Raw genomic sequence first — 25,893 nt, forward strand, 5'->3', positions numbered from 1 at the left:
AACTTCGGCCCCGTTGGGGGTTTTCGCCGCCCCTACCCGCGCCTTGCGCCACGAATCGTGAGGGCTCAGCCGGCGACGACGCGGCGGTCGCCGGCCTCGAACTCGGTGAGGTCGCCGGTCTCGCCGGCGCGCACGGCGCGGCCGCCGACGAACAGCATGTAGAAGAGGTACGCGCCGAGCGCGAGCGCGCCGATGGCGATCTTCAGCCAGACCGGGAGCGCGGACGGCGTCACGAAGCCCTCGATCAGGCCGGAGACGAACAGGCTGATCACACACCCGATCGCGACCGTGAACAGCGCGCGGCCGTCCTCCGCGAGCGCCTGCCCGCGCGTGCGGGCGCCCGGCGCGATCCACGCCCAGAAGATCCGCAGGCCCGCCGCGGCGGCGACGAACACGCTGGTGAGCTCCAGGAGGCCGTGCGGCAGGATGTACGAGAACAGCACGTCGCCGCGGCCGTACGCGAACATGACGCCCGCCGCCGTGCCGATCCCGACCGCGTTCTGGATGAGCACGTACGGCACCCACAGCCCGGTGATCCCGAACGCGATGCACTGCGCGGCGATCCAGGCGTTGTTGGTCCACACCTGGCCGGCGAAGGACGCCGCCGGGTTGTTCGAGTAGTAGTCGACGAACGAGTGGTTCACGTACTGCTTCAGGGCGGCATCGTCGCCGAGGTTGCGCAGCACCTCCGGGTTACCGGTGATCCACAGCGCGTAGAGCGTGGATACGATGACCGTCGCGACCGCCACCGCCAGCACGATCCAGCGGATCCGGTAGAGCGCCGCCGGGAGCTGGAGGGCGAAGAACCGCGGGACCTGCGAGAACAGGTTCGAGCCGGCGCCCGTGAAGCGCAGCCGCGCCGAGGCGAGCGTCACCGAGAGCCTGTCACCCACCGCGGTCGAGCCTGCGCTGGTCTGGATGGCCGACAGATCGGCCGCCCCGGACTGGTACAGGTCGATCAACTCGTCGGCGTCGCGGCCGTCCAGGCGACGGCGGCGGGCCAGCCGGGAGAGCCTGTCCCAGTCGGCGCTGTGCGCGGCAGTGTATGCGTCGAGATCCATCTGCTTGAATGATAGCCATGACGGCATCCGCGCCCCTCCTCCCGAGTGGGGGCCTTTCGGCCACCGGGCCTGCGCCCGAGCGAGAGCTGGTCACGGGCGAGGCCGTCACCCTCGACGTCAAGCCGGCGAGCTACATCCTCCGCGCGGCCGGGACGATCATCGACTGGCTGTTCTCCATGCTCGTCATGCTCGGGCTGATCCTGCTCCTGGTGGGGACCGGCGGCGGGCTCGACCAGGCGCTGCAGCGCGCGCTGGTCATCCTCATCCTCGTGTTCGGGACGGTGATCATCCCGACCGGGATGGAGCTGCTGACCCGCGGACGTTCGCTGGGCAGGCTTGCGGTCGGCGCCCGCATCGTGCGCGACGACGGCGGCGCGACCGGCTTCCGCCACGCGTTCATCCGCGCCCTCGCCGGTGTGCTCGAGATCTACCTGAGCTTCGGCGGCATCGCCGCCCTGACCGGCCTCCTCAACTCCCGCTCCAAGCGCCTCGGCGACCTGCTGGCCGGCACCTACAGCCAGCTGGAGCGGGTCCCCCACCCGCAGCCGCTCACGCTGTACCTGCCGCCGCAGCTCGCGGGCTGGGCGCTGAACGCGGACGTCGGGAGGCTGCCCGACCGGCTGTCGCGCCGGATCGCTCAGTTCGTCCGGCAGGCCCCGCAGCTGACCGCCGCGGCCAGGTACGGGCTGAGCACCGAGCTGGCCCGGGAGGCGGCGCCGTACGTGTCGCCGCTGCCGCAGGTCGACGCCGAGGCGTTCCTCGTCGCGGTCGCCGTGCTCCGCCGGCAGCGGGACGCCGCCGGCCTGGCGCTGGAGGCCGAGCGGCTGCAGGGGCTGGAGCCGGTGCTCGACGCGCTGCCGCACTCCTTCCCGGACCGCTGACCCGCCGGCCGCTGACCCGTCCCCTCCCGCACACCCAGGAGCGCCGATGACCGAGTACCGTGCCCACTTCGACGCGAGCGTGTCGTTCGTCAACGGCGGCGGCCTGACCGCGGAGGGGTTCCGACTCGACGTGCCGTCGGCGTCGATCGGCGAGGCGGAGGTCGCGGAGCTCTTCGTCCGCCACCTCGGCCTGGCGCTCGTGGGCGCCGTCGAACTGCGGGGGCTGCGGATCGTGGCCGAGCCGCACCGCGGCAGCCGCGGGATGGCGACGCCGTCGCCGGACGCCCCGGCGCGCCGCGTGGTCGACCTCAGCCACCGCATCCGCGCCGGACTGGTCACCTACCCGGGCCTCCCCGAGCCGGTCATCACCCCGCACCTCACCCGGGAGGACTCCCGCGCGCGCTACGCCCCCGGCACCGAGTTCGCGATGGACGTCATCACGATGATCGGCAACACCGGCACGTACATCGACAGCCCGTACCACCGCTACGCGGACGGCGGCGATCTCGCCTCGCTCGACCTCGCGACCCTGGTCGGGCTGCCCGCCGAGGTGTTCCACCTGGAGGACGCCGCCGAGCGCGGCATCCCCGCCTCGGTGTTCTTCGACCGCGACCTGGCGGGCACAGCCGTGCTGCTGCACACCGGCTGGGACACCCGCTTCGGGACGCCGGCCTACGCGTCCGGAGCGCCGTACCTCACGGAGGCCGCCGCGCAGCACCTCGCCGACGCGGGCGTGACGCTCGTCGGGATCGACTCCCTGAACATCGACGACACCGAGAGCGGCGGCTCACGCCCGGCGCACAGCATCCTGCTGGCGCACGGCATCCACGTGGTGGAGCACCTGACGCGGCTGGGCGACCTGCCGGCGCGGGGGGCGCGGTTCACGGCGGCCCCGCCGGCGGTGGAGGGGTTCGGGACGTTCCCGGTGCGGGCGTTCGCGGAGGTGTGACGAGCCCTCCTGAGCCCCGCTCAGTCGTGCAGGATCCGCTGGAACAGCACGTGGTCCTGCCAGCGCCCGGCGATCTTCAGGTAGTTCGGCGCGACGCCGATCCGCTCGAAGCCCGCGCGGGTGAGGACCGACTGGGAGGCGTGGTTGGCCAGTAGGGTCGCCGCCTGGACGCGGTGCAGGGCGTAGTCGTCGCGGGCGGCGTCGAGCAGGGCCGACAGCGCCACCGACGCCAGGCCGCGGCCGGTGTGGTCGCGGTCGAGCCAGTAGCCGACCATCGCGCTCTGGAAGGCGCCGCGGACAATGTTGCTGAGGTCCATGCCTCCCGCGATCTCATCCCCGTCCACGATCACGAGCGGCACCGCGGTCTCCAGCGAGCGGAGCGCCAGGAGCTCCAGCGTGCGGGCTCGCTGCCCGGCCTCGGTGAAGAACTCCTCCGAGCGCGTCGGGTCCCAGGGGGCCAGGTGGCCGCGGTTGCGGACGTAGGCGGCGGCGAGCGCCGCGGCGTCCTCCTCCCGGCGCAGGCGCAGGAGGAGGCCGCCGGGGAGCTCCCGGTCTGCGAAGTCGAGCGCCATCAGTAGCGGTAGTGGTCGACTTTGTACGGGCCGTCGACCGGCACGCCGATGTAGGCGGCCTGCTCGTCCGTGAGGGTGGTGAGCTGGACGCCGAGGGCGGCCAGGTGGAGGCGCGCGACCTTCTCGTCCAGGTGCTTCGGCAGCACGTAGACGCCGATCGGGTAGTCCTCGGTCGAGACGAAGAGCTCCAGCTGGGCGAGCACCTGGTTGGCGAACGAGTTGCTCATCACGAAGCTCGGGTGGCCGGTGGCGTTGCCGAGGTTCATCAGGCGGCCCTCGGACAGCACCAGGACGCTGCGGCCGTTCGGCAGCCGCCACTCGTGCACCTGCGGCTTGATCTCCACCTTCTCGGCGCCGGGCAGCGCCTCCAGGGAGGCCATGTCGATCTCGTTGTCGAAGTGGCCGACGTTCGCGACGACGGCGAGGTGCTTCATCGCGAGGATGTGGTCGAGCGTGACGACGTTCACGTTGCCCGTGCCGGTGATGAGGATGTCCACCTGGTCGATGACCGACTCCAGCGTGGTGACCTGGAAGCCGTCCATCGCGGCCTGGAGGGCGTTGATCGGGTCGACCTCGCTCACGATGACGCGGGCGCCCTGGCCGCGCAGCGCCTCCGCCGCGCCCTTGCCCACGTCGCCGTAGCCGGCCACGAACGCGACCTTGCCGCCCATGAGCACGTCGGTGGCGCGGTTCAGGCCGTCCGGCAGCGAGTGGCGGATGCCGTACTTGTTGTCGAACTTGCTCTTGGTGACCGAGTCGTTGACGTTGATCGCCGGGAACAGCAGCTCGCCGTGCTTGGCCAGCTCGTACAGGCGGTGGACGCCGGTCGTGGTCTCCTCCGTGACGCCGAGGATGCCGTCGGCCACGCGCGTCCAGCGGTCGGGAGAGGTCGCCAGGGAGGCGCGCAGCGCGGCGAGGATGACGCGGTACTCGTGGCTGTCGCCCTCGGCGTCGGCCGGAACCGCGCCGGCGAGCTCGAACTCGCGGCCCTTGTGGACCAGCAGGGTGGCGTCGCCGCCGTCGTCCAGGATGAGGTTGGGGCCGGTCCAGTCGGCGCCGGCGGCCGCGGCCTCCGCGCTCCAGTCGAAGATCTGCTGGGTGCACCACCAGTATTCGTCGAGGGTCTCGCCCTTCCAGGCGAACACCGGGACGCCGGCGGGCGCCTGGACCGTGCCGTGCGGGCCGACCGCGATGGCCGCGGCTGCCTCGTCCTGCGTGGAGAAGATGTTGCAGCTCGCCCAGCGCACCTGCGCGCCGAGGGCCACCAGGGTCTCAATGAGCACGGCGGTCTGCACGGTCATGTGCAGCGAGCCGGCGATGCGGGCGCCGGCGAGCGGCTGGGAGGCGCCGAACTCCTCGCGGAGGGCCATCAGGCCGGGCATCTCGTTCTCGGCGAGCCGGATCTGGTGCCGGCCCGCCTCGGCGAGCGAGAGGTCGGCGACGCGGAACGGCAGGGACGTGTCAGTGACGGCGGAAGGCATGCCGTCATTCTCCCATGCGCGGCCTGTCGCGCCAGCCGGATGGCTATTCGGCGCGGACGAGCGCGAGCACCTCGTCGCGGATGCGGGTCATCGTGGGGGCGTCCGCCGCCTCCACGTTCAGGCGCAGCAGCGGCTCGGTGTTGGACGGGCGCACCGAGAACCACCAGAACGGCTCGGTCTCGTCCGTGTAGCCGGTGATCGTGAGGCCGTCCAGCTCGTCGAACTCGGCGCGGCCGGTGAACGCCTCCACGACGCGCGCGTAGGCGGCCGGGACGTCCTCGACCGTCGAGTTGATCTCGCCGGACTGCGAGTACGGCGTGTACTCCGCCGCCAGCTCGGACAGCGGGCGCTCCTGCGCACCGAACTCGGCCAGCATGTGCATCGCGGCCAGCATGCCGTTGTCGGCGCTCCAGAAGTCGCGGAAGTAGTAGTGCGCCGAGTGCTCGCCGCCGAAGACGGCGCCCGACTCGCGCATGGCCGCCTTGATCAGCGAGTGGCCCACGCGCGTGCGGTAGGCCGTCGCACCCGCGGCCTCGATCGTCTCCGGGACGATGTTGGACGTGATCAGGTTGTGGATGACCGTGATCTCGGCGTCCGGGTCCTCCGCGCGGGCGCGGTCGATCTCGCGGAGGGCGACGATCGCGGCCACGGCGGACGGCGACACCGCGCCCCCGGTCTCGTCCACGACGAAGCAGCGATCGGCGTCGCCGTCGAAGGCGAGGCCGAGGTCGGCGCCGTGCTCCACGACCGCCGCCTGGAGGTCGACCAGGTTCGCCGGCTCCAGCGGGTTCGCCTCGTGGTTCGGGAAGGTGCCGTCGAGCTCGAAGTAGAGCGGGACGATCTCGATGGGCAGGGCGGGCAGCCCCGCGGCCTCGCCGAGCACGGCGGGGACGGTCAGTCCGCCCATGCCGTTGCCCGCGTCCACCACGATCTTGATGGGGCGGATGCCGCTCAGGTCGACCAGGCCGCGCAGGTACGCGGCGTAGTCGGCGAGGACGTCCTGCTCGCGATAGGAGCCTGGCTCGGCGACGGGCTCCAGCCCCTCGGCCAGGTAGACGGCCGCACGGTCGCGGATGGCGGCGAGGCCGGTGTCCATGCTGAGGCCCTGCGCGCCGGCGCGGGAGAGCTTGATGCCGTTGTAGGTGGCCGGGTTGTGGCTCGCGGTGAACATCGCGGCGGGCGCCTGCAGCGCGCCGGAGGCGAAGTAGGACTCGTCGGTGGAGCACAGCCCGATCGACACGACGTCCGCCCCGCGGGCCTGCGCGCCGCGCGCGAACGCGGCCGCGAACTCCGGCGAGGAGTCGCGCATGTCGTGGCCGACGACGACCTCCGAGCCGGCGGCGCCGATCTCGTCGACGAAGGCCGCGGCGATCGCGGTCACGATCTCGGGGGTCAGGCCGCTGCCGACCAGCCCGCGCACATCGTAGGTCTTGATCACTCCGGAGAGGGCGTCGCGGTAGTCGTCGATCGAGTCAGATGTGTGCACCCGGTCACACTACTTGATCGGGCCCTACCTGACGTCGCCGAAGACCTCGTGCCGGACGATCTGCCAGCCCTGCGGCGCGGACAGGCGCTCCGCGTGGATGGCGCACAGGTCGTACGAGTGCGGCTCGTGGTGGAGGCTGAGCGGGCCGAGCACCGCCATCGAGTCCGCGTAGACGTAGGTGAGCGTCGACACAGCGTCGCGCGGACACGCGACACGGGAACACGGGCGGCTCAACATCGGCCTCAGACTACCCGAGCCCCACCGACGTAGGATTGCGACATGCCCCGCAACCGCCGCACCAGCAGCAACCCCCCGGCGACCAGCCGGTGGCGCAGCCGTCACGGACGCGGCGCGCGCGGGCCCGTCACCGGGCCGCATCTGCCGATGCTGCAGAACCGCATCGACTTCTTCGACATGACCGTGGCCTCCACCGCCGACTACCTCAAGGGCGTCTGGCCGGAGGAACTGGCCGACGTGCACTTCGAGGTCGCCGCCACGCCGGTGGGCAACACCGGGAGCGACGGCGTCGACCGCTGGTACGTCGACCACGCGCGCCGGCGCGTCGTGCTGTACCGCGTGCCGATCCAGCGGCTGACCAAGCTGCACCGCGACGACGACCTCCACCGCCGGATGTACATCGAGGGCTGCGTCTTCCGCGCCGTCGCCGAGCTGCTCGGCAAGGACCCGTGGGACCTCGCGCCCGACCGCTTCCGGCACTTCTGAGCCGAAGCGCGGTCGCGGCCCGGCCTCAGTGCGGGTAGACCTCGATCGGGGCCGCGAGCGGGCCGGCGGGCGAGACCGCGAAGGCGCTCGTCTGCCCGTCGCCGGTGAAGCTGACGCCGACCACGAGGCCGTCGCCCCCGGTTATCGTGTACCGGCCGCTGTGGACCGCCGCGCCGATCCCGCCCTCCGCCGGCACCGTGAGCGCGATCGGCGGGCCGGACTCCGGCTGGATCTTCACCTTGACGTCCTTGTCGGCGGCGTTGGCGAAGTGCAGGCGCGGGCCGGGTCCCGGCGGCACGGCGACAAGCTGGGAGTCCGTGATCGGCGGGGAGGACACGAACCACGCGAAGTCCCGCGTCTTGGTCCCGATGACCGAGGTGCGGACGGCCGCGACGACGGGGACGCTCGATCGCACGGTGACGTCGAAGTTCCCGTCCTTGAGGTGGTCGAGCGGGATCTCGGCGACGTTGCCCGCCTTCACCGTCTGCGCGTAGGAGTTGCCCGCGGCGGTTCCGGTCTCCCCCACGGCGCCGACGGTGATCTGGGCGTCCTGGGTCCCCGGCACGAAGACGCGCACGGTCGGGAACTCGACACTGACCGCCTCCGCCGACTGCGCGGCGGTGACGGCGGCGAGCGAGGCGATGGTCACCCCGGAAATGGTCTGCACCCGGGAGGGCGCGCCCGTCGGGCCGGCGAGCTCCACGCCCCGCGGGTCGATGCCCTGCTCGAAGCTCTGCTGCATGGTGGCCACGACGGCGCCGCCGGTGGTGGTCACGTGGACCACGGGCGCGGTGGCGGAGGGCGCCAGGCCTGCGAGCGGGACGACCTTCTGCGCGCCGGCGGGGACGACGATGCCTGTCGCGCCCGGCGCCGCGACCCGGCCGGTCTCGGTGTAGATGTCGAGGTTGACGGTCGCGTCGACGGAGGTCGGGTTGGAGAGCAGCACGAGGCTGGTCTGGCCGAGGGTGGTCGCGCCGGCGACGAGCCAGCTGTCGGCGCTCGCCTCGGCGCAGGAGGCCGCGGCCAGCCCGGCGAGGTCCGGGCTGCTGACACCCTGCACCTGTGCTCCCGCGAACAGCGGAGGGCGGGTGGCGCCCTGCGGGGTCGCCGCGGTCAGCGCGAGCGGGGCCTGATCGGCCGAGTCGGTCGAGGCGTCCGGCTTGAGGTTCCTGGTCTGGGTGTCGGGCCCGTCGGTGCCGTAGACGGTCGAGAACCGCCCGATGGCGCTCGGCTGCGAGGCCTGGCCGGCGTCGGCGGCGAGGGCGAGCGCGGGACCGGGGCAGACGCGCTGCTGGTCGGCCGGGACGGGGTGGACGGTCTTCGACGGCGCGTCGATCGCGAAGCCGGACAGCGGGAGCAGGGTCGCACCGGCGATGACGACGGCGGCGATGCCGATGCCGACGACGCCTCCGATCGCGCGGACGCCGCCCTGGGCGAGGGCACGGCGGTCAGCCACGGTCGCTCCTCTCGATGGCGGGACGGGGCCGGATGATGGTCTCGTCGAGGCCGTCCTCCAGTGTGGTCGGGGCCTCGAACGAGACGGCGGCCTGGAGGGCGAAGTCGTGCGCGGTCGCGTTCGGGCCGGTGGCGGGCTCCGGCGCGATGGGTTCGGGCTCCTCGACCGGGGCCGCGGGGGCCGCCGACTCGTGCTCGGGCTCTGGCTCCGGCTCCGGCTCCGGCTTCGGGGAGGTGGTCTCCTCCGGCTCCGGTTGCGCCTCGCGGGCCTCGTCCTCGTCCGCGGACTCGACCACGGCCTCGTCCTCCGGCTCGGCGTCCCATTCGTCCAGGCTCTCGCCCGCGACGGGGACGTCGCCGTCCGACGGCGGGACCGGCTCGTCGTCCGGCTCGATGGCAGGAGGCTCCCCGCCGTGCTTGCGCGCAGGGCGGCGGGAGTTCAGCTCGGAGACCCGGTCGGCGGACCGCGTGGTCGGGATGGCCAGCAGCAGCGTGAAGCCGACGATCAGCCCCTGGACGAGGAGCACGATCACGCGCCACATCCCGCCCGCGTCGGGCGGGATCAGCGCCGCGGGCGGCTCGACGGTCGTTCCGCGGTCGAAGGCCCACAGCGAGCCGGTCGTGGTCTGGCCGACGGGTGCGAGCAGCGCGTTCGCGTCCATCGCGACGGCCGCACGCGCTCGGGTCGCGTCGGCCGCGGTGGTGTCCGGCTTGGCGCCCACGTGCTCGTCCAGCGCCGTCGCCGACGGGGTGAGCAGCACGAAGTCGATGCCGAGCCGCTTCAGCTCGCCCGAGGCGTCGAAGCCGCTGCGGGACGCGAGGTTCCCGGCGAGCGTCGCGAGCTCCTGCTGTCCCGACGACAGCGAGCGCTCGGTCGAGCTCAGCGTGGTCTGACCGTCGAGGGTCTGCCCGGCCCCGCGGACGATCTCCGCCCGGATGCCACCGTCCGGCTGGGGGGTGATCCGCAGCGTGCCGGTGCGCGGCTGGGTCGCGGCCTTCGCCGTCACCACCGCCGGCATCGTCCGCCCGTCGCTCGCCGTCACGGAGGCCTGGCCGTCGTGCGTGGCGAGCGCGGACGGCACGGCCGCGATCGCGATGGTCACCATCGCGACCCAGGCCGGTGCGAGCGCGCCGCGCCGGAGCGCCGAGAGCGCGAGCACGGCGGCGCCGATGAGTCCGAGCCAGTAGAGGCTCACGGCGCTCCCGGGCCAGATCGGGACGACCGCGGACCCGGAGACCTCGAGCTCGATGTGCAGCGCCGTCACGGCGGTGAGGAAACCGGCGAGCGCGACCAGCAGCGCCACGACCGCGCGGACGGTCCCGCGCAGGAAGAGCGCGAGGATCGCGAGGATGCCGAGCGGCGCGAGCAGGATGGGCACGATGATCGTGCTCGGCAGTGCGCCGAGCCCGAACGCGTGCGCGAGGGCGTGCCAGCCGCCGAGCGCGCCGTCCGGGAAGCCCAGTGCGAGCTGCCAGGCCGGCGTCTGCCTCGCGTCGAGCGGGACTCCGGGGTCGGCGAAGATCGACAGCCAGGCCCCGCGGGAGGCCTGCTGCCAGACCAGCGGCGCGAACAGCACGACGGCCGGCAGCGGGATGAAGACGATGCGCGCGGCGCGGCGGCCGGCGAACACGATGGCGGCGATCCAGGCGATCACGAGCGCCGGGATGAGCACCGGGGCGCAGGCGACGGTCGCGGCCGCGATCAGGGCCGTCGTGGCGCTGGCCGTCCACGACCGGCGCGCGGCGAGGCCGGCGAAGAACAGCCACGGCAGGAGGATGTGCGCGAGCACGGCGCCGGGACGGCCGCCCTGCAGCGCGACGAACAGGGTCGGCGCCAGCGCGTAGACCACGGCGGCGAAGGCCCGGAGGGTCGGCCGGACGGTCAGCCGCGCGGCGGCGAGCCAGGCGCCGAGCGCCGCCAGCGGCAGGGCGAGCAGCCAGAGCACGACGAGCGAGACGCTCGGCTGCCAGAAGGTGAGGGTGCCGAGCACGGCGAGCACGGCGGAGAATGGGTCGGCGGCGCCGGTGAAGCCGAGGTTGATGTCGCGCCAGCCGTAGCCGAGGTTCGCCCAGAGGTCGCCGACCGAGGTGTTCAGCGGCAGCATCCCGCCGCCGGTGATCGCCCCGGAGCCGGCCAGCGGGTAGAAGAGGAGGACGCCGACGGCCAGCATCGCGAGCACCGCCCAGCCGCCTCCTGCGCCCCAGAAGTCGAGCTCCTGGCGCTCGCCCTGCTGGCGGACCATCGCCGCCTCCCGCTTGAGGGCGCGGCCGCGGCGCACCTCGGCGAACGGCAGCCGCAGCGGCGCGATGGCCGCCCAGCCGACCGTGCGGGCGCGGGAGAGCCGGCGGCGGGCGCTGCCGATCGCCATGCCGGAGAACGCGACCCGGAAGGCCGCGCCCAGTTCGCCGCCGACCGAGCCGGGCTCCTTGCGGAGCAGGCGGAGGATGGAGCGCAGGATCGCCAGCGGCACGAGGGACAGCCAGTGCGGCACCAGCGCCCAGCCCGGCGCGTAGACCATCCGGCGGTGGAGCTGCGCCCTGCGGCGCTCCCCCGCGAGCTTGCGGCGCACCGACCACTTGCGGGACAGGTTGGGGCCGGCCACGCCGTCGCCGCCGACGGCGACCCTGGCCTGGGCGACGAGCGTAACGCGGTAGCCGGCCAGGCGCGCCCTGGTGCAGAAGTCGAGCCCGGTGTCGACGGCGGGCAAGGCCGGGTCGAAGCCGTCGAGAGCGTCCCAGACCGGCTGGCGGACGAGCATCCCGGCGGACGACACGGCGAGCACGTCGCTCAGTCCGTCGTGCTGGGCCTGGTCGAGCTCGTTCTCGACCAGCGGGAGGGAGGCGCCGAAGGGCGTCATCGACTCGCCGAACTCGCGGATGAACGCGGCGTCCTCGGCGTCGACCAGCTTGGGGCCGACGACGGCGACGGACGGCGAGACCTCCAGCGCGCCGATCAGCGCCGCCAGGGCCTCCGGCTCCGGCGCGGTGTCGTGGGCGAGCAGCCAGAGCAGCTCATCGGACGAGGTGGTGGGCGGGAGCACGCGCACGGCGGTGGCGATGGCCGTGCCGAAGGACAGCTTCTCCGGGCTGCGGAGGAGCTGGGTGGGCTTGGCGTCGGCGAGGAGGCGGGCGGCGTCGTCCGTGCTCGCGCAGTCGACGGCGATCACGGCGTCCGGCTGTCGGGTCTGTGCCGCGAGGGCGTCGAGAGTGCGCTGCAGGCTGGTGCCGCCGCTCGGGGCGACGACGATGGCGGTGACTCTCGGATACATCGGGAGTCAGCCTAAGTTGGGGCTGCGCCGATCCCGGTAGTGCATCGGGCGCGGCGCGTATTCGACCCGGCTCAGCCCGCGCGCTTGCGGAGCTTGCGGCGCTCGCGCTCCGAGAGGCCGCCCCAGATCCCGAACCGCTCGTCGTTGGCGAGCGCGTATTCGAGGCACTGGGACCGGACTTCGCACGAGGTGCAGATCCGCTTGGCGTCGCGAGTGGAGCCGCCCTTCTCGGGGAAGAACGCCTCCGGATCCGTCTGCGCGCACAGGGCGTCGGACTGCCAGGCGAGCGGGTTGTCGTCCTCGACAGCCGCCCGGACTCCCGGAACCCCGAGTCGCACCGGATCCACGAACCAGTCGTCGGGTACCCCAGAACGATATTCAGGAATTGCCATATCGGTTCCCCACCCTCTAACTGACGTACACGTTTGTCGTGTCGCAATAATTACACCGTTGTCATTCGCTTCCGTCAAGTCGCGAATCGTAAAGCCCTAACGCCTGGTCGAGACTTCACGACGCGCCGGGGCTCGACAACAATCGCGACACGCCCGACCTGTCTACCCCCGTCGGGCTGCAGGTCAGGACGCCGCCTGCCGTGCTTCCCAGGCGCTGCCTACCATTTCCTCGAGGGAGTGGCGCATCTTCCAGTCGAGGTCGCGCGCGGCGAGCTCTCCTGAGGCAACGATCCTCGCCGGGTCCCCCGGCCGTCGAGGCCCCACTTCTGGGGTGAAGGCGATACCGGTCACACGGGCCACGGTCGACATGATCTCGCCCACGCTGACGCCGTCGCCGCTGCCCAGGTTGTAGACGGGCTGGATCGGCTCCCCCGCGTCCAGGCGCTTGGCCGCGGCGACGTGCGAGACGGCCAGGTCGGCGACGTGGATGTAGTCGCGCACGCAGGTGCCGTCCGGCGTCGGGTAGTCGTCGCCGTTGACCCGCGGGGTCCGGCCGGCGACGAGGGCGTCGAAGACCAGGGGGAACAGGTTGTGCGGGCTGGTGTCGCGCAGCGCGGGGTCGCCGGAGCCGACGACGTTGAAGTAGCGGAGCGAGGTGTGGCGGAGGCTCGCGGCGACGCCCTGGTCGCGCAGCAGCCACTCCCCGATCAGCTTGGACTCGCCGTACGGCGACTCCGGGCTCTTGGGGGTGGACTCGGTGACCAGGTCCACGTCCGGGGTGCCGTACACCGCGGCGGACGAGGAGAAGACGATCGCGTCGACCCCCGCCTCCTGCATCGCGGCGAGCAGCACGGCGGTGGCGGTGACGTTCTGCTCGTAGGTGTGCAGCGGCCGCTGGACGGACACGCCCGCGTACTTGAAGCCGGCGACGTGCACGACGCCGCTCACGGTGTTCTCCCGGAAGATCCGCTCCAGCAGCGCGCCGTCGAGGATGGTGCCGCGGTAGAAGGGCACGTCGGCGGGGACGAACTCCTCATGCCCGCTGGACAGGTCGTCGACCACGACGACGTCGATGCCTTCCGCCCGGAACGCCTGCACCACGTGGGAGCCGATGTAGCCGGCCCCTCCAGTCACCAACCACGCCACGGGCGTCCTCCTGCTTCGAACGGAACGAGGGAATCACTGCAACCCTAGCGTTCGAAGCGATGACGGCCCTCCGGTGGGCCGGTCAGACGAAGGCGGCCTCGCCGGTGATGGCTCGGCCCACGATGAGGGTGTTCATCTCGCGGGTGCCCTCGTAGGAGTAGAGGGCCTCGGCGTCGGCGAAGAAGCGGGCCACGTCGTAGTCGAGGACGATGCCGTTGCCGCCCATCAGCTCGCGGCAGCGCGCCACGGTCTCGCGCATCCGCGCCGTCGCGAACGCCTTGGCCAGGGCCGAGTGCTCGTCGCGCTGCTCGTCGCCGTCCAGCATCTGGGACACCCGCGTGCAGAGGGCGATGGAGGCGGTGATGTCGCCGATGGACTTCACCAGGAGGTCCTGGATGAGCTGGTGCTTGGCGATCGGCTTGCCGAACTGCACGCGCTCCTTCGCGTAGCGCAGCGCCGCCTCGTACGCGCCCACGGCGACGCCGACGGCGGACCAGGCGACCTCGGCGCGGGTCTGCCGCAGCACGGCGGCGGTGTCCCGGAAACTGTTCGCGTTCTGGAGGCGCAGCGACTCGGGCACGCGCACGTTCTCCAGCGTGATGTCCGCGTTCTGAACGATGCGCAGCGAGGTCTTGCCCTCGATCTTGGTCGCGGTGTAGCCGGGCGTGCTCGTCGGGACGATGAAGCCCTTCACCTGGCCGTCCTCGGCGCTCTTGGCCCAGATGACCGTGATGTCGCTGAAGGTGGCGTTGCCGATCCAGCGCTTGGAGCCGTTGAGGATCCAGTCGTCGCCGTCGCGGGTCGCGATCGTGCGCAGGCCCTGGGCGGAGTCGGAGCCGGAGTCCGGCTCGGTGAGGCCGAACGCGCCGAGGACCTCGCCGCTGGCCAGCTTGGGCAGCCACTCCGCACGCTGCTCGGTCGAGCCGCAGATGCCGATCGCGCCGAGCGCCAGGCCGTTCTGCACGCCGACGTAGGTGCTGACGGAGGCGTCGACACGGGACAGCTCCAGGGCGACCCAGCCGCGGAAGACCGCCGAGTTCTCGAACGGCGCGGTCTCCTCGAAGCCGAGGCCGATCGCGCCGGCCCCGTGCAGCACGTCCACGATCTGCCGCGGGAACTCCGCACGCTCCCAGTACTCGTTGACGATCGGCTTCAGCTCGGTCTCCAGCGCCGCGCGCAGGTTCGCGATGAAGTCGCGCTCGCGCTCGGTGAGGAGGTTCTCGAAGCCGTAGAAGTCGCTGGCGAGGGGTTCGAAGGCCATGTGTGCTCCAGTGCATGCGGTCGGCAGAGACCGCCAGCCTAGGGACCGGCCCGGGACGCGGCAAAGCGATTGGTACTTTGGTCTAACCGGATCGAAGGGAACACGACGGATGTTTGTGCGCATCGGCAACACCCCGCGCGATTACGCGTGGGGTTCCACCACCGCGATCGCCCACCTCCTCGGCACGACGCCGAGCGGGGCCCCGGAGGCGGAGCTCTGGCTGGGCGCGCACCCGGGCTCCCCCGCCTGCATCCTCGACCCGGAGGAGGCCGGAGGAGCCGCCGACCTCGCGCACTGGAGCGAGACGGCCGGAAAGCTCCCCTACCTGCTCAAGGTGCTCGCGGCCGCGGGCCCGCTGTCGCTGCAGGCGCATCCCTCGTCCGCGCAGGCCCGCGCCGGGTTCGAGCGCGAGAACGCCGAGGGCCTGGCTCCGGACTCCCCCGAGCGCAACTACAAGGACCCGTTCCACAAGCCGGAGATGATCTTCGCGCTGTCCGACCCGTTCGACGCGCTGTGCGGCTTCCGGGAGCCGGCCGAGAGCCGCGCCGCGCTCGAACGGCTGGCGGGCGGCGACCCCGCGGTGGCCGCGTTCGCCGCCTCGCTCGACGGCGACCCGCAGCAGGCTCTGCGCCGCGCGACCGAGTGGCTCCTGGGCGGCGCGCCGGAGGTCGCGGCGGTCGTCGACGCGGTGGTCGAGGCGGCCAGCACCGCGGAGGGCGTCGACGCCGACACCGTCCGGATGCTGGCGGACGCCTTCCCCGGCGACCCGGGGATCGTCCTCGCGCTGCTGCTCAACCGCGTCGCGCTGCGTCCGGGCGACGCCCTCTACCTCCCGGCGGGCAACATCCACGCCTACCTCCGCGGGCTCGGCGTCGAGCTGATGGCCGCCTCCGACAACGTGCTGCGCGGCGGGCTGACCCCGAAGCGGATCGACGTTCCGGAGCTGGTGAGCATCCTCGACTTCGCGCCGTTCGCGGTGACCCCGATGGTCCGGGAGCGGCCCGCGCCCGGCGTCGAGGAGTTCGTGCCCGACGTGCCGGACTTCCGGCTGGCGCGCGTGGAGATCGGCGGCGAGGTGCCGTCCGCCACGGTCGAGCTGCCGGGCACCGCGATCGCGCTCTGCACGGCCGGGGACGTGGAGCTCCGCGGCGCGACCGGCTTGCTGCGGCTCTCCCGCGGCGAGGCGGCCGTCGTGACGGCGGACGAGGGCACGCTGACCGTATATGCCGGCGCGGGAACACTCTTCCTGGCGACGCCGAACCGGTGAGCTATCCTTCGGGGGTGAGCAGCCCCTCCCCTTCGGCGCCCGGATCGAACCCGCTGCGCGACCGCGTCGACGCCGCCCGCGGCGCCTCCGGCACCGGGGTCTCGGTGTTCGCGGTGCTGGTGCTGTTCACGCTGTTCGCCGGGGACTTCTGGCGCAACCTGATCAGCTGGCCGGGCTACTTCGTGCTCGCCGGTGTGCTGGCGGTGGGGAGCGTCGTCCTCCTGGTGCGGCTGCGCCCGGCCGTGCGCTGGCGCAAGCTGCCGAAGTCGCTGGTGCTCTTCCTCGCGTTCGCGGTGGTCTCCCTGGCCTGGTCGGCGTATCCGGGCGCGACGGCGCTCGGGCTGGTCGCGCAGTTCGCCACGACCGGGGCCGCGCTGTTCCTCGCGTTCTGCCTCAGCTGGCGGGCGCTGCTCACGGCCCTCGCGAACGCGTTCCGCTGGATCCTCGGGCTGTCGCTGCTGTTCGAGCTGATCGTCGCCGTCTTCGTGCGCCGGCCCGTCCTTCCGCTCACGCCCGCGCAGCCGGTGCCGGCGCACATCCCGTCGGCGTTCTACTGGAGCCGCGACCTGCTCTTCCACGGCGGCCAGATCCAGGGGATCGTCGGCAACAGCAACCTCCTGGCGATGGTCGCGCTGCTCGGGCTGGTCGTCTTCGGCATCCAGCTCGCCGATCGGAGCATCCGCCGCGGGACGGCGATCACCTGGATCGTCGTCGCCGTCGTGACCTTCGCACTGACCCGCTCCTCGACCGTGTTCATCGCCGCGGTCTTCACGGCGGTCGTGCTGGGCTTCGCGCTCTGGACGCGCCGCGCCGGGCCCGAGCGGAGGCGGCCGGTGTACCTCACCGCGGCGGCGCTCGCGCTCGTGGTCGTGGTGTCCGTCGTGCTGTTCGCCTCCCGCATCCCCGTGCTGCTCGGCAAGAGCGAGGACCTGACCGGCCGGCTGACGATCTGGAACTCCGTCATCCACCTCGCCCAGGAGCGCCCGGCGTTCGGGTGGGGCTGGGTGAGCTACTGGGCGCCCTGGGTGTCGCCGTTCAAGGACCTCGCCGTGCGCAGCGGCGTCGAGTACCTGCAGGCGCACAACGCGTGGCTCGACGTCTGGCTGCAGCTCGGGATCGTCGGCCTGGTGATCTTCGCCCTCCTGGTGCTGAGCACGCTGTGGCGGTCCTGGTTCCTGGCCGTGGACCGGCCGCGTGTGGCCGTCGCCGACGACCTGCCGTACACGGCGCTCGCCCTCCTGCCGCTGCTGCTGCTGGCCGCACTGCTCGCCCAGAGCCTCGCCGAGAGCCGCATGCTGATCGAAGGGGGCTGGGCGCTCCTGGCGTTGCTCTCCCTGAAGACCAAGCAGTCCGCCACGTAGGATTCTGTCCATGGCCGAACCGCGTCGAACCCTGGTGCCGCCCGCGGTGACCGAGTTCCTCGGATCGGCGCGATTCAACTCGACCCTCGCGCTGCTGGCGGTCGTGACCGGATTCTCGACGCACGCCATCCGCGCGCTGATGGGCTGGCCCGGCCTCATCGGCGTCCTCGGCGCGATCGCCGTCCTGGCGGCGCTGTCGTTCATCGCCCAGCGCAAGCTCATCGAGTGGCACGGCCTGCTGCCGATCTCCGCGCTGGCGTTCGTCGGCTGGTGCGCACTGTCGATCATCTGGAGCGACTACCAGTGGGCGACGGTCGCCGGGGTCCTGTACCAGCTGCTGTTCGCGTTCCTGGCCGTGTACATCGCCCTGGTGCGAGACGCGATCCAGATCGTCCGGGTGGTCGGCGACGCCCTGCGCGTGCTGCTGACCGTGTCGCTCGCACTGGAGGTCCTGAGCGGCCTGCTGCTGGACCTGCCGATCCGGTTCCTGGGAATCGCGGGCAACATCGCGGCGGGAGGACCGATCCAGGGCCTGTTCGGCACCCGCAACCAGCTCAGCATCGTCGCGCTGATCGCGTTCGTCACGTTCCTGGTCGAGCTGCGCACCCGCTCCGTGCGGCCGACGATGGCGGCGTTCTCGATCACGCTCGCCGCGCTCTGCATCCTGCTGGCGCACTCCCCCGTCATCGCCGCGGTGTCGGTGGTGGTCGGGTTCGCCACGCTCGCGCTGTACCTGCTGCGGAAGGTGCCGGCCCACCGCCGGACGCTGGTGCAGTGGGCGCTGGCGGTCGTGACGATCGCGATCCTGGTCACCGCCTACATCTACCGCACCCGCGTCATCGACCTGCTCAACGCCCGCGCGGACTTCCAGGTGCGCTACAAGCTCTGGATCCAGATCTGGGAGCTCATCCCGATCAACCAGATCGCCGGCTGGGGCTGGGTGGGCGCCTGGCCGACCGACCTCTACCCGTTCAACGCCATCCAGGACGCGACCGGCACGTACCACCCGGACGGCCTGAACGCCTACCTGGACGTCTACCTCCAGGTCGGCTTCATCGGCCTCCTCATCTTCGTCGCGCTCATCGCGCTGGCCTTCGGCCGCTCCTGGCTGCTCGCCTCCAACCGCCGCAGCGTCGTCTACGCCTGGGCGCCGCTCGTGCTGGTCGCCCTGCTGGTCACGAGCGTCTTCGAGAGCTCGATCCTGATCGAGTCCGGTTGGATGCTGATCGTGATCTGCACGGTGAAGGCGTCGCAGGGCATGAGCTGGCGGCTCCGGCTGCCGCACCGCGACGGGGCCTGAGCCGGACCTGCGCTCCGGTCAGCCGATCCAGGACATGATGTTCCAGCCGGACCCGATGACCCGGGGCGTGCCCCACCCGGACTGCCCAGTGGTGGGATAGAGGACGAGCGCGCCGTCGGAGCGCTGCGCGATGACGTCGTCATGCCCGTCGCCGTCGAAGTCGCCGACCGAGACGATCGCGGTCATGCCGCCCCAGCCGCTGCCCACGACCTGCGGGGTCGCCCACCCGGACGGCGTGTGCCCGTACAGCCAGAGCCGCCCGGAGCCGTCCCTGGCCAGGATGTCGGGCTTGCCGTCGCCGGTGAAGTCGCCGATGCCGAGGACCGCCGTCATGCCGCCCCAGCCCGAGCCGATCTGCTGGCGCGCCAGCCAGCCGCCGTGACCGTTGCCGGGGTAGAGCCAGAACGCCCCCGCGGAGTCGATCGCGGCGACATCCGCTGTGCCGTCGCCGTTGAAGTCGTGCGCGGCGATGATCCTGGTCATGCCGTTCCAGCCCGAGCCGACCAGTTTGCGCGGGAGCCAGCCGCTCGCGCCGTCGCCCGGGTAGAGCCAGAGCGATCCGGACGAGTCCCGCGCGAGGAGGTCGTTGCGGCCGTCGCCGTCGAAGTCGCCGGGCGAGAGGATCGCGGTCATCCCGTTCCAGCCGGCGCCCACGGTGACGGCCGCGGGCGAGAGCCAGCTCCCGGAGCCGTTGCCGCGGTACAGCGAGAGCGCGCCGGATGTGCTGCGCGCGAGGACGTCGGCCGAGCCGTCGGAGTTGAAGTCGCCCAACGCCTCCGTCGTGCCGGCGGGCGTCGGGGACGCGAGCGCGCTCACGCCGTTCGGCGTGCCGAGGCCGGTCGGGCCGTCGTAGCCCGGGCCGGCCGTGCACAGCTGCGCCGGGGTGCAGCCGCTGCCGTTCGAGCCGGTGGTCACGTCGTTCAGCGCGGACGGCTTCGCCCACGGGTACGACGCGGGATAGGTCCCGGTCGCGGGCCGGCCCGCCAGGGCGTACATGCCCGCGATCAGCGGCGAGGCGACGCTGGTGCCGCCGAGGACCTGCCACGCCGACGAGTACGGCGCGGTCGTGGTCGGGACGTACCCCGCGACGCCGGTGTTCGGGTCAGCGACGGCGGAGATGTCGGCGACGGCCTTGCTGGCGCATCCGGTGCCCGTCTGCCAGGACGGCCTCGGACTGTAGGAGCTGCAGCCGCTGCCCGCGCCGCTCCAGGCCGACTCCGTCCACGCGCGTGCGCCCGGCGCGGGGTTCTGGACCGGCGACAGTGACGTGCCTCCCACGGCCGTGACGTACTGGGAGGCGGCGGGGAACTGGGTGCCGTAGCCGTTGTCGCCGCTGGCCGCGGTGACGACGACGCCCGGGTGGTCGTAGTACTGGTCGTAGCTGCTGAAGTCGGCGTTGTCGAGTGCGCCGTACGAGTTACTGACGTACTGGGCGCCGAGGGTGACGGCGGTCTGCGCCGCCGCACCGAGGTTGTCCAGGATGTCGTTGTCCGACTCGACGAGCAGGATGCGGCAGTTCGGGCACGCGGCGCTGACCATCTGCAGGTCGATGTCGGTCTCCGGGCCCCAGGAGTGGTTGGGGTCGACGCTCGGGTAGGAGGTGCCGCCGCGCTGGTCGACCTTGCGGAAGCAGCCGTTCGCGGTCGTGCAGGGCGGGAGGCCGTAGCGCGACCGGTAGACCGCGAGATCCGCCTCGGCGGACGGGAGGTCGTAGGCGTCGACGACCGCGACAGTGGCGCCGCCGCCGGCGGTGGCCGCGGTCGAGAGGTCGTATGCGGCCTGGAGGTCGGACGGCCCGTAGCCGGTGGGGTTGCCCGTCGACGGGGAGGCGACGCCCTCCACGACCTCGGCGAAACACGCCGCGTGCCCGGGCCGGGGATCGGCGCAGGTGCGCTTGTGCGGGTGACCGGCGAGCTTCGGCGACGCCGTCGCGGTCGGCGGCGGGGCCGACGGAGACGGCGGCCCTGCGGCGAGCGCGGGCTGCGCCGCGACCCCCGTGAGAGCGGTGGACGCGAGCACGGCCACGATGATGAATGCCCTGGTGAATCGCGGCACCGGCAACCTCCCCGAATAGATCGCCAGTCACAGTACCAGTCCCAGGAGACGGCCTTTCTGCCCCCACTTGTGGGCTGTTCATCGCCGAACACGCGGCGGATCGGGTGACTGCTTGCGTATCCGCGTATACCATCATCGTGCGCGGCGGCCCTACCGACCGGGACCCGACGCGGCGCATCCCGAGCGGGAGGCTTCCGATGCACACCAAAAAAATCCCATCCCTGATCACCGTCGCCACGGCCGTCGTCGTGGCGACTCTTGTGACGTGCGCCGGCCTCGCTCCGGCGACCGCGGCCCCCGCCACGGGGAGCACGGCGACACCGGCCCCGGCGGCGACCGCCGGCGCCACGGCGACGCCCGCGCCGGCCACCAGCCCGGCGAGCACGGCCGCACCGGCCGCGACTGCCGGCCCGGCTGCGCCGACCCCCACTCCGACACCCGCGCCGTCATCCGGGACTTCGCCCGTGACCGGCGCGAACCCGGATCTCGCCACGCAGAACAAGGCGCGCAACCACGCGATGGGATCGACCATCCCGCAGAACCAGCCGGGCTCGAAGACGGCGTCGCCCAACGTGACCGCGTCGCCGAGCGCCGTCCCGCCGGGGCTCCCCGGGCTCGACGTCAGCGGCTGGCAGACCGGCATCAACTGGTCGCAGGTGGCCGCGAACGGCGCGAAGTTCGTCTACATCAAGGCGACGGAGTCCACCGACTACGTCTCCAGCCAGTTCGCCAGCCAGTACAGCGGCTCGTACGCCGCCGGGCTGACGCGCGGCGCCTACCACTTCGCCACGCCGGACACGAGCTCCGGCGCCACCCAGGCCAACTACTTCGTCGACAACGGCGGCGGGTGGTCGCAGGACGGCCGGACCCTCCCGCCGCTCCTCGACATCGAGTACAACCCGTACGGCGCCACCTGCTACGGCCTCAGCGCGCAGGCGATGGTCAACTGGATCGCCGACTTCTCCAACACCGTCTTCAAGCGCACGAGCCGCTACCCCGCGATCTACTCGACCACCGGCTGGTGGACGCAGTGCACCGGCAACAGCGCCGCCTTCGGCATCAACCCGCTTTTCATCGCGCGGTACCCGAACAGCATCTCCGACGGTCCAGGCACCCTCCCCGCGGGCTGGGGTGCATACACGATGTGGCAGTGGGCGGACTCGGGCATCTTCCCGGGCGACCAGGACGTGTTCAACGGCAGTGCGGCCGCCCTCCAGCAGCTCGCCATCACCGGGCGCGCGATGGCGCAGCCGATCATCGGGGCCGGCGACCTGAACGGCGACGGCAAACCGGACCTGCTCGCGCGCAAGCCCGACGGCAGCGTCTGGTTCTACGCCGGGACGGGAGCCAGCGGGTCCTCCGCGGGCTACCTCAACGGGGTCCAGATCATGTCGGGCTTCGGCATCTACGACCAGATCATCGTCGCCGGTGACCTCAACGGCGACGGCAAACCCGACCTGCTCGCGCGCAAGACCGACGGGACGCTGGTCTTCTTCCCGGGGACGGGCGTCATCGACGCCACCCACAGCGGCTTCGGCCCGGCGGTCGTGCTCGGCCAGGGCTGGGACATCTACACCGACCTGATCGCCGCCGGCGACGTGACGGGCGACCACAAGCCCGACCTGCTCGCCCGGCGCCCTGACGGCTCGCTCTGGCTCTATGCGGGAACGGGTGCCGTCTCCGGGAGCAACGTCGGCTTCGCCAACGGCGTGCAGATCGGCGTCTCGTGGAACATCTTCAGCCAGGTGCTCGGCGCGGGCGACCTCGACGGCGACGGCTTCAACGACCTGCTCGGTTTCCGCCCGGACGGCTCGCTCTGGCTCTACAAAGGCTCCGCCTCCGGGTTCGGCACCGGAACCCAGGTCACGATCCCCGGGCTGAGCGCGAGCGACCTGCTCATCTCGTCAGGGGACGCGAACGGGGACGGCAAGCCGGACCTGCTCTCCCGGACCAGCTCCGGCACGCTGAACTTCTTCGCCGGCACCGCGCGCGGCCAGGCGGCCTATGGCGGCGCCCAGATCGTCGGGTCCGGCTGGCAGGCGTTCACCAGCGTCATCGGTTCCGGCGACCTCAACGGCGACGCGAAGCCCGACGTGGTCGCCATCCGGAACGACGGCACGCTCTGGTGCTATCCCGGCCGCGGCACGACCGGCGGAATGAACTCCGGCTACAGTGCGGGCGTGCTGATCGGGTCGGGCTGGGGCTCCTTCACCCGGGTCGTCGACGGCGGTGACGTCGACGGCAACGGGACGCGCGACCTGATCGCCGTCCGGAACGACGGCAGTCTCTGGCTCTACCCGTCCACGGGAAGCGTGTCCACCGGGTCCGGCGCCTATTCGGCCGGCATCCAGATCGGCAGCGGCTGGGGAGTCTTCACGCAGGTGATCGCCGGAGACTACAACGGCGACGGCGTCCAGGATCTGCTCGCGACCCGCGCCGACGGATCGCTGTGGTTCTACCCCGGCATCCGGCACACGTCGTCCTCGACGGCGTGGTTCGGCCAGGGCGTCCAGGTCGGCAACGGCTGGAACGGCTTCACCTTCGCGAGCTCCGGCGACGCCAACGGCGACGGCAAGGCCGACCTCGTCGCGAAGCGCTCCGACGGGACGCTGTGGTTCTACGCCGGCACCGGCAGCACGTCGTCGGGCGGGATCGGCTGGGGCGGCGCCGCGCTCCTGGGCGGCGGCTGGAACACCTTCACCTCGGTCACCGGCACGGGCGACCGTTCGCCCGGACGCTCGGGCGACCTGATCGGCGTGCGCAACGACGGAGCGCTCGTCTACTACCCGAACACGATCATCCCGATCCCCGGCTACGCGTCGGCCGTGACGGCCGGCTCGGGCTGGAGCATGTTCGGCTGACGGCATCGGCCTGAGGCCGTCGCCGTGCAGGTGACGGTCTCAGGCGGGCTGGACGAGGTCGCGCAGCACGTCGGCCGTGCCGCGGCTGGCGAACCGCTGGTACTGACCGGTGCGCGCGAGCCGCAGCACCGGGAGGGCGCGGGCGAGCCGGTTGGCGGGCATCTCCGCCCGCGTGGCCTCGAACGCGGCCTTCGCGCGGGCCGCGTCCAGATAGCCGGGAGGGACGAGGTCGCCGAGCGCGGCCAGCCGGTCGGCGAGCACCGCGAATCGCCGCGCGAGCAGCCGGTTTCGGTCCGCTCTCGGCTCGAGCACGCGCCCGATCTTGCGGCGGAGGGTCGGTGCGCCGACGCCGATCTGGTTGGCTCCGTGCTGGCGGTAGTCGATGGTCGCGCCGGTCTCGACGTCGACCCGTCCCGTCGCGGCGGCGATCGCCGCCAGCCACTCGTCGTGCACCCACGGCTCCGGGAACGGCAGGGCGAGCTCGAGCAGGGACCGCCGGAAGAGGACGGTGGCGCCCGTGGCGAGGTTGCGGCGCAGGAACGCGTCGAAGGCGTGACCCGTCCGCTCGGCCTCCAGCTCCTGGGGCGACACCTCCAGCGACTCGAAGAGCGTGCGGCCGAGCGGCGCGCCCTCCGCGTCCACCAGGTCGGCGTCGGTGTGGAGCAGCAGGAGGTCCGGCTCGGCGGCGAAGCGCCCGGCGAGCGCCGCCAGCCTCCCGGGATGCCAGACGTCGTCCTGGTCGCTCAGCGCCACGACCTCGCCGCCGGCGGCGCTGACCGCGCGCTGGAAGTTCTGCGTCACCCCGAGCGGGCGGTCGCCCTCCAGCACGGTCACGGCCGTCGGCGACGGCTCCTCGGCGACCCTGCGGACGATGTCCAGCGTGCCGTCGCGGGAGCCGTCGTCCGACACCACGAGCTCGTCCGGAGGCGGATCCTGGGCGAGGATGCTGCGCACCTGCTCTTCGACGAAGCGCGCGCCATCGAAGGTGCAGAGCGCGACGCTCGTACGCGGAGCTGTCATCAGCGCCGCTTCAGGCCCACCGACAGAACGCCGAGGAACATACCCGCCATCACCGTCTGCGCGCCGAGGATCATCAGGACGGCGGCCGGGATCGCGGCGCGGACGGTGGCGATCGCGTGCAGAGCGCCGAATCCGGACGACGCCCATCCCGAGAACTGGACGACGCCGACCACCAGGCCGACGAGGAACAGCGCGACACCGGCGAGAGCGCTCGACTCCAGGCTGATCCGCCGCTCCAGCCGGTCGAAGTTGCGGCTGCGCGGAATGCGGAACCCTTCATGCTGAGCGAATATCTTGGTCAGGATCGCGAAGATCACGCCCTGGTAGCCGACGGCGGCGAGCGCGGCGAGGTACACCTGGCTCGCCACGTCGAAGCCGACGTCGCCGACGACCAGCGGGCCGAAGCTGAGGTACAGCGTGCCGAGCATGCCGATCGCGAACGCGGCCGTCCCCGGAACGAGGAACAGCCACCGCGGGCTGAAGATGAGGAGGAACCGCAGGTGGCGCCAGCCGTCGCGCCAGCTGCGCAGGTGCGGAGGCCGCGAGCGCCCGTCCTTTTTGAGGGTCGTGGGCACTTCGCTGACCCGGCGGCCTTCGAGGGACGCCTTCACGACCATTTCGCTGGCGAACTCCATGCCCGTCGTCTGAAGCCGCAGCGACTGGATGGCGGCCCGGTTGAACCCGCGCAGTCCGCAGTGGAAGTCGCGGATCGGCGAGCGGAAGAAGAGCCGGCCGATGGTGGAGAGCACCGGGTTGCCGAGGTACTTGTGCAGGGGCGGCATGGCGCCGGGCTCGATCCCGCCGCGGAACCGGTTCCCCATGACGAGCTCGTCGCCGGCCCGGAGCCGCTCCAGGAAGGCGTCCAGGTCGGAGAAGTCGTAGCTGTCGTCCGCGTCGCCCATGATGACGTAGGTGCCGGACGCGGCCGCGATGCCGCCGATGAGCGCCGCGCCGTAGCCCTTGTCGGGCACGTCGACGACGCGGGCGCCGTGGTCGCGGGCGATCTGCTGCGAACCGTCCGTGCTGCCGTTGTCGGCGATGACGATCTCTCCGACGACGCCACTGCGCCGCAGGTAGCCCTGGGCCTTGTCGATGCAGGTCGCGAGCGTCTCCGCCTCGTTCAGGCAGGGCATCACGATCGACAGCTCGATCGCGTCCACGGACGTCTGCGCGGCAACGGTCGGAGCCGGGACCGCGGGGGCGAGGCGGGCGGGCTCGACCGATCGCGCGAACGGGCCGTCGGCCAGCGCGGGGGTGTCCGTAGTCGTCATGACCGTGGCCGTTCTGTCGTCTGTCAGGGCGTGAGAGCGATCTGATAATAACCGGAAGCGCGCCTGAATCCGGCCAGGAGCG

General features: G+C 72.2%; 20 protein-coding genes. 7 read left to right on the plus strand and 13 right to left on the minus strand.

What is annotated here, in order from left to right; genetic code table 11:
- Nucleotides 1–65: 65 nt before the first annotated feature.
- Nucleotides 66–1,061: a stage II sporulation protein M gene (locus ABCS02_RS16335; RefSeq protein ID WP_345836721.1), complete on the minus strand. Its 996-nt coding sequence runs from the start codon at nucleotides 1,059–1,061 to the stop codon at nucleotides 66–68.
- Between the two features lie 17 nt (nucleotides 1,062–1,078).
- Between ABCS02_RS16335 and ABCS02_RS16340 the strand changes: the two genes are divergently transcribed.
- On the plus strand, nucleotides 1,079–1,942 hold the full coding sequence (locus ABCS02_RS16340; RefSeq protein WP_345836722.1) for an RDD family protein: 864 nt from the start codon (nucleotides 1,079–1,081) through the stop codon (nucleotides 1,940–1,942).
- A 46-nt stretch (nucleotides 1,943–1,988) separates the two neighbouring features.
- Nucleotides 1,989–2,891, plus strand: a complete 903-nt coding sequence (locus ABCS02_RS16345; protein WP_345836723.1) for a cyclase family protein — start codon at nucleotides 1,989–1,991, stop codon at nucleotides 2,889–2,891.
- Nucleotides 2,892–2,911: 20 nt separating this feature from the next.
- Here ABCS02_RS16345 and ABCS02_RS16350 read toward each other — a convergent pair whose 3' ends face one another.
- Genes ABCS02_RS16350 through ABCS02_RS16365 form a run of 4 tightly spaced genes read right to left on the minus strand, consistent with a single transcriptional unit; the run spans nucleotide 2,912 to nucleotide 6,667 of the window.
- Nucleotides 2,912–3,463 (minus strand): GNAT family N-acetyltransferase, encoded by a 552-nt coding sequence (locus ABCS02_RS16350; protein ID WP_345836724.1) that lies wholly within the window; start codon nucleotides 3,461–3,463, stop codon nucleotides 2,912–2,914.
- Nucleotides 3,463–4,944 (minus strand): adenosylhomocysteinase, encoded by a 1,482-nt coding sequence (gene ahcY / locus ABCS02_RS16355; RefSeq protein ID WP_345836725.1) that lies wholly within the window; start codon nucleotides 4,942–4,944, stop codon nucleotides 3,463–3,465. Before ahcY ends, ABCS02_RS16350 begins: the two co-directional genes overlap by 1 nt.
- Nucleotides 4,945–4,987: 43 nt before the next feature.
- Complete coding sequence (locus ABCS02_RS16360; protein ID WP_345836726.1) at nucleotides 4,988–6,430, minus strand: phosphomannomutase/phosphoglucomutase; 1,443 nt, start codon at nucleotides 6,428–6,430, stop codon at nucleotides 4,988–4,990.
- 24 nt (nucleotides 6,431–6,454) lie between these two features.
- Nucleotides 6,455–6,667 (minus strand): DUF3499 family protein, encoded by a 213-nt coding sequence (locus tag ABCS02_RS16365; protein WP_345836727.1) that lies wholly within the window; start codon nucleotides 6,665–6,667, stop codon nucleotides 6,455–6,457.
- A gap of 42 nt (nucleotides 6,668–6,709) precedes the next feature.
- Here ABCS02_RS16365 and ABCS02_RS16370 point away from each other — a divergent pair, with 42 nt between their 5' ends.
- Nucleotides 6,710–7,153 carry a metallopeptidase family protein gene (locus tag ABCS02_RS16370; RefSeq protein ID WP_345836728.1) on the plus strand — a complete coding sequence of 148 codons (444 nt, stop codon included), beginning with the start codon at nucleotides 6,710–6,712 and terminating at the stop codon, nucleotides 7,151–7,153.
- A 25-nt stretch (nucleotides 7,154–7,178) separates the two neighbouring features.
- Here the strand turns inward: ABCS02_RS16370 and ABCS02_RS16375 are convergent, their stop codons facing one another.
- From ABCS02_RS16375 to ABCS02_RS16395, 5 genes are all read right to left on the minus strand, one after another.
- The gene (locus ABCS02_RS16375) at nucleotides 7,179–8,609 is read right to left on the minus strand and encodes a DUF5719 family protein (protein ID WP_345836729.1); all 1,431 of its coding nucleotides are present in this window, start codon (nucleotides 8,607–8,609) and stop codon (nucleotides 7,179–7,181) included.
- Nucleotides 8,602–11,877 carry a glycosyltransferase gene (locus tag ABCS02_RS16380; protein ID WP_345836730.1) on the minus strand — a complete coding sequence of 1,092 codons (3,276 nt, stop codon included), beginning with the start codon at nucleotides 11,875–11,877 and terminating at the stop codon, nucleotides 8,602–8,604. The genes ABCS02_RS16375 and ABCS02_RS16380 overlap by 8 nt, the downstream gene beginning before the upstream one ends.
- 71 nt (nucleotides 11,878–11,948) lie before the next feature.
- Nucleotides 11,949–12,269 carry a WhiB family transcriptional regulator gene (locus tag ABCS02_RS16385; RefSeq protein WP_345836731.1) on the minus strand — a complete coding sequence of 107 codons (321 nt, stop codon included), beginning with the start codon at nucleotides 12,267–12,269 and terminating at the stop codon, nucleotides 11,949–11,951.
- Between the two features lie 183 nt (nucleotides 12,270–12,452).
- On the minus strand, nucleotides 12,453–13,415 hold the full coding sequence (gene galE, locus ABCS02_RS16390; RefSeq protein ID WP_345836732.1) for a UDP-glucose 4-epimerase GalE: 963 nt from the start codon (nucleotides 13,413–13,415) through the stop codon (nucleotides 12,453–12,455).
- Nucleotides 13,416–13,497: 82 nt separating this feature from the next.
- Nucleotides 13,498–14,676 (minus strand): acyl-CoA dehydrogenase family protein, encoded by a 1,179-nt coding sequence (locus tag ABCS02_RS16395; protein ID WP_345836733.1) that lies wholly within the window; start codon nucleotides 14,674–14,676, stop codon nucleotides 13,498–13,500.
- A 109-nt stretch (nucleotides 14,677–14,785) separates the two neighbouring features.
- Between ABCS02_RS16395 and manA the strand changes: the two genes are divergently transcribed.
- From manA to ABCS02_RS16410, 3 genes are read left to right on the plus strand one after another with little or no spacing between them, the layout of a single operon-like run.
- On the plus strand, nucleotides 14,786–15,943 hold the full coding sequence (gene manA / locus ABCS02_RS16400; protein ID WP_345836734.1) for a mannose-6-phosphate isomerase, class I: 1,158 nt from the start codon (nucleotides 14,786–14,788) through the stop codon (nucleotides 15,941–15,943).
- Between the two features lie 14 nt (nucleotides 15,944–15,957).
- Nucleotides 15,958–17,304: an O-antigen ligase family protein gene (locus ABCS02_RS16405; RefSeq protein ID WP_345836735.1), complete on the plus strand. Its 1,347-nt coding sequence runs from the start codon at nucleotides 15,958–15,960 to the stop codon at nucleotides 17,302–17,304.
- Between the two features lie 10 nt (nucleotides 17,305–17,314).
- Nucleotides 17,315–18,604, plus strand: a complete 1,290-nt coding sequence (locus ABCS02_RS16410) for an O-antigen ligase family protein (protein ID WP_345836736.1) — start codon at nucleotides 17,315–17,317, stop codon at nucleotides 18,602–18,604.
- A gap of 18 nt (nucleotides 18,605–18,622) precedes the next feature.
- Here the strand turns inward: ABCS02_RS16410 and ABCS02_RS16415 are convergent, their stop codons facing one another.
- The gene (locus ABCS02_RS16415) at nucleotides 18,623–20,659 is read right to left on the minus strand and encodes an FG-GAP-like repeat-containing protein (protein WP_345836737.1); all 2,037 of its coding nucleotides are present in this window, start codon (nucleotides 20,657–20,659) and stop codon (nucleotides 18,623–18,625) included.
- 197 nt (nucleotides 20,660–20,856) lie between these two features.
- Here ABCS02_RS16415 and ABCS02_RS16420 point away from each other — a divergent pair, with 197 nt between their 5' ends.
- Nucleotides 20,857–23,520 carry a GH25 family lysozyme gene (locus ABCS02_RS16420; protein ID WP_345836738.1) on the plus strand — a complete coding sequence of 888 codons (2,664 nt, stop codon included), beginning with the start codon at nucleotides 20,857–20,859 and terminating at the stop codon, nucleotides 23,518–23,520.
- A 39-nt stretch (nucleotides 23,521–23,559) separates the two neighbouring features.
- On the opposite strand, the gene ABCS02_RS16425 is transcribed toward ABCS02_RS16420, so the two are convergent.
- Both ABCS02_RS16425 and ABCS02_RS16430 read right to left on the minus strand, forming a co-directional pair.
- Entirely contained in the window at nucleotides 23,560–24,540 is a 981-nt protein-coding gene (locus tag ABCS02_RS16425; RefSeq protein ID WP_345836739.1) for a glycosyltransferase family 2 protein, read from the minus strand.
- Nucleotides 24,540–25,811 carry a glycosyltransferase family 2 protein gene (locus ABCS02_RS16430; protein ID WP_345836740.1) on the minus strand — a complete coding sequence of 424 codons (1,272 nt, stop codon included), beginning with the start codon at nucleotides 25,809–25,811 and terminating at the stop codon, nucleotides 24,540–24,542. Before ABCS02_RS16430 ends, ABCS02_RS16425 begins: the two co-directional genes overlap by 1 nt.
- Nucleotides 25,812–25,893: the final 82 nt, after the last annotated feature.

It is taken from the genome of Microbacterium sp. X-17, from assembly GCF_039615055.1.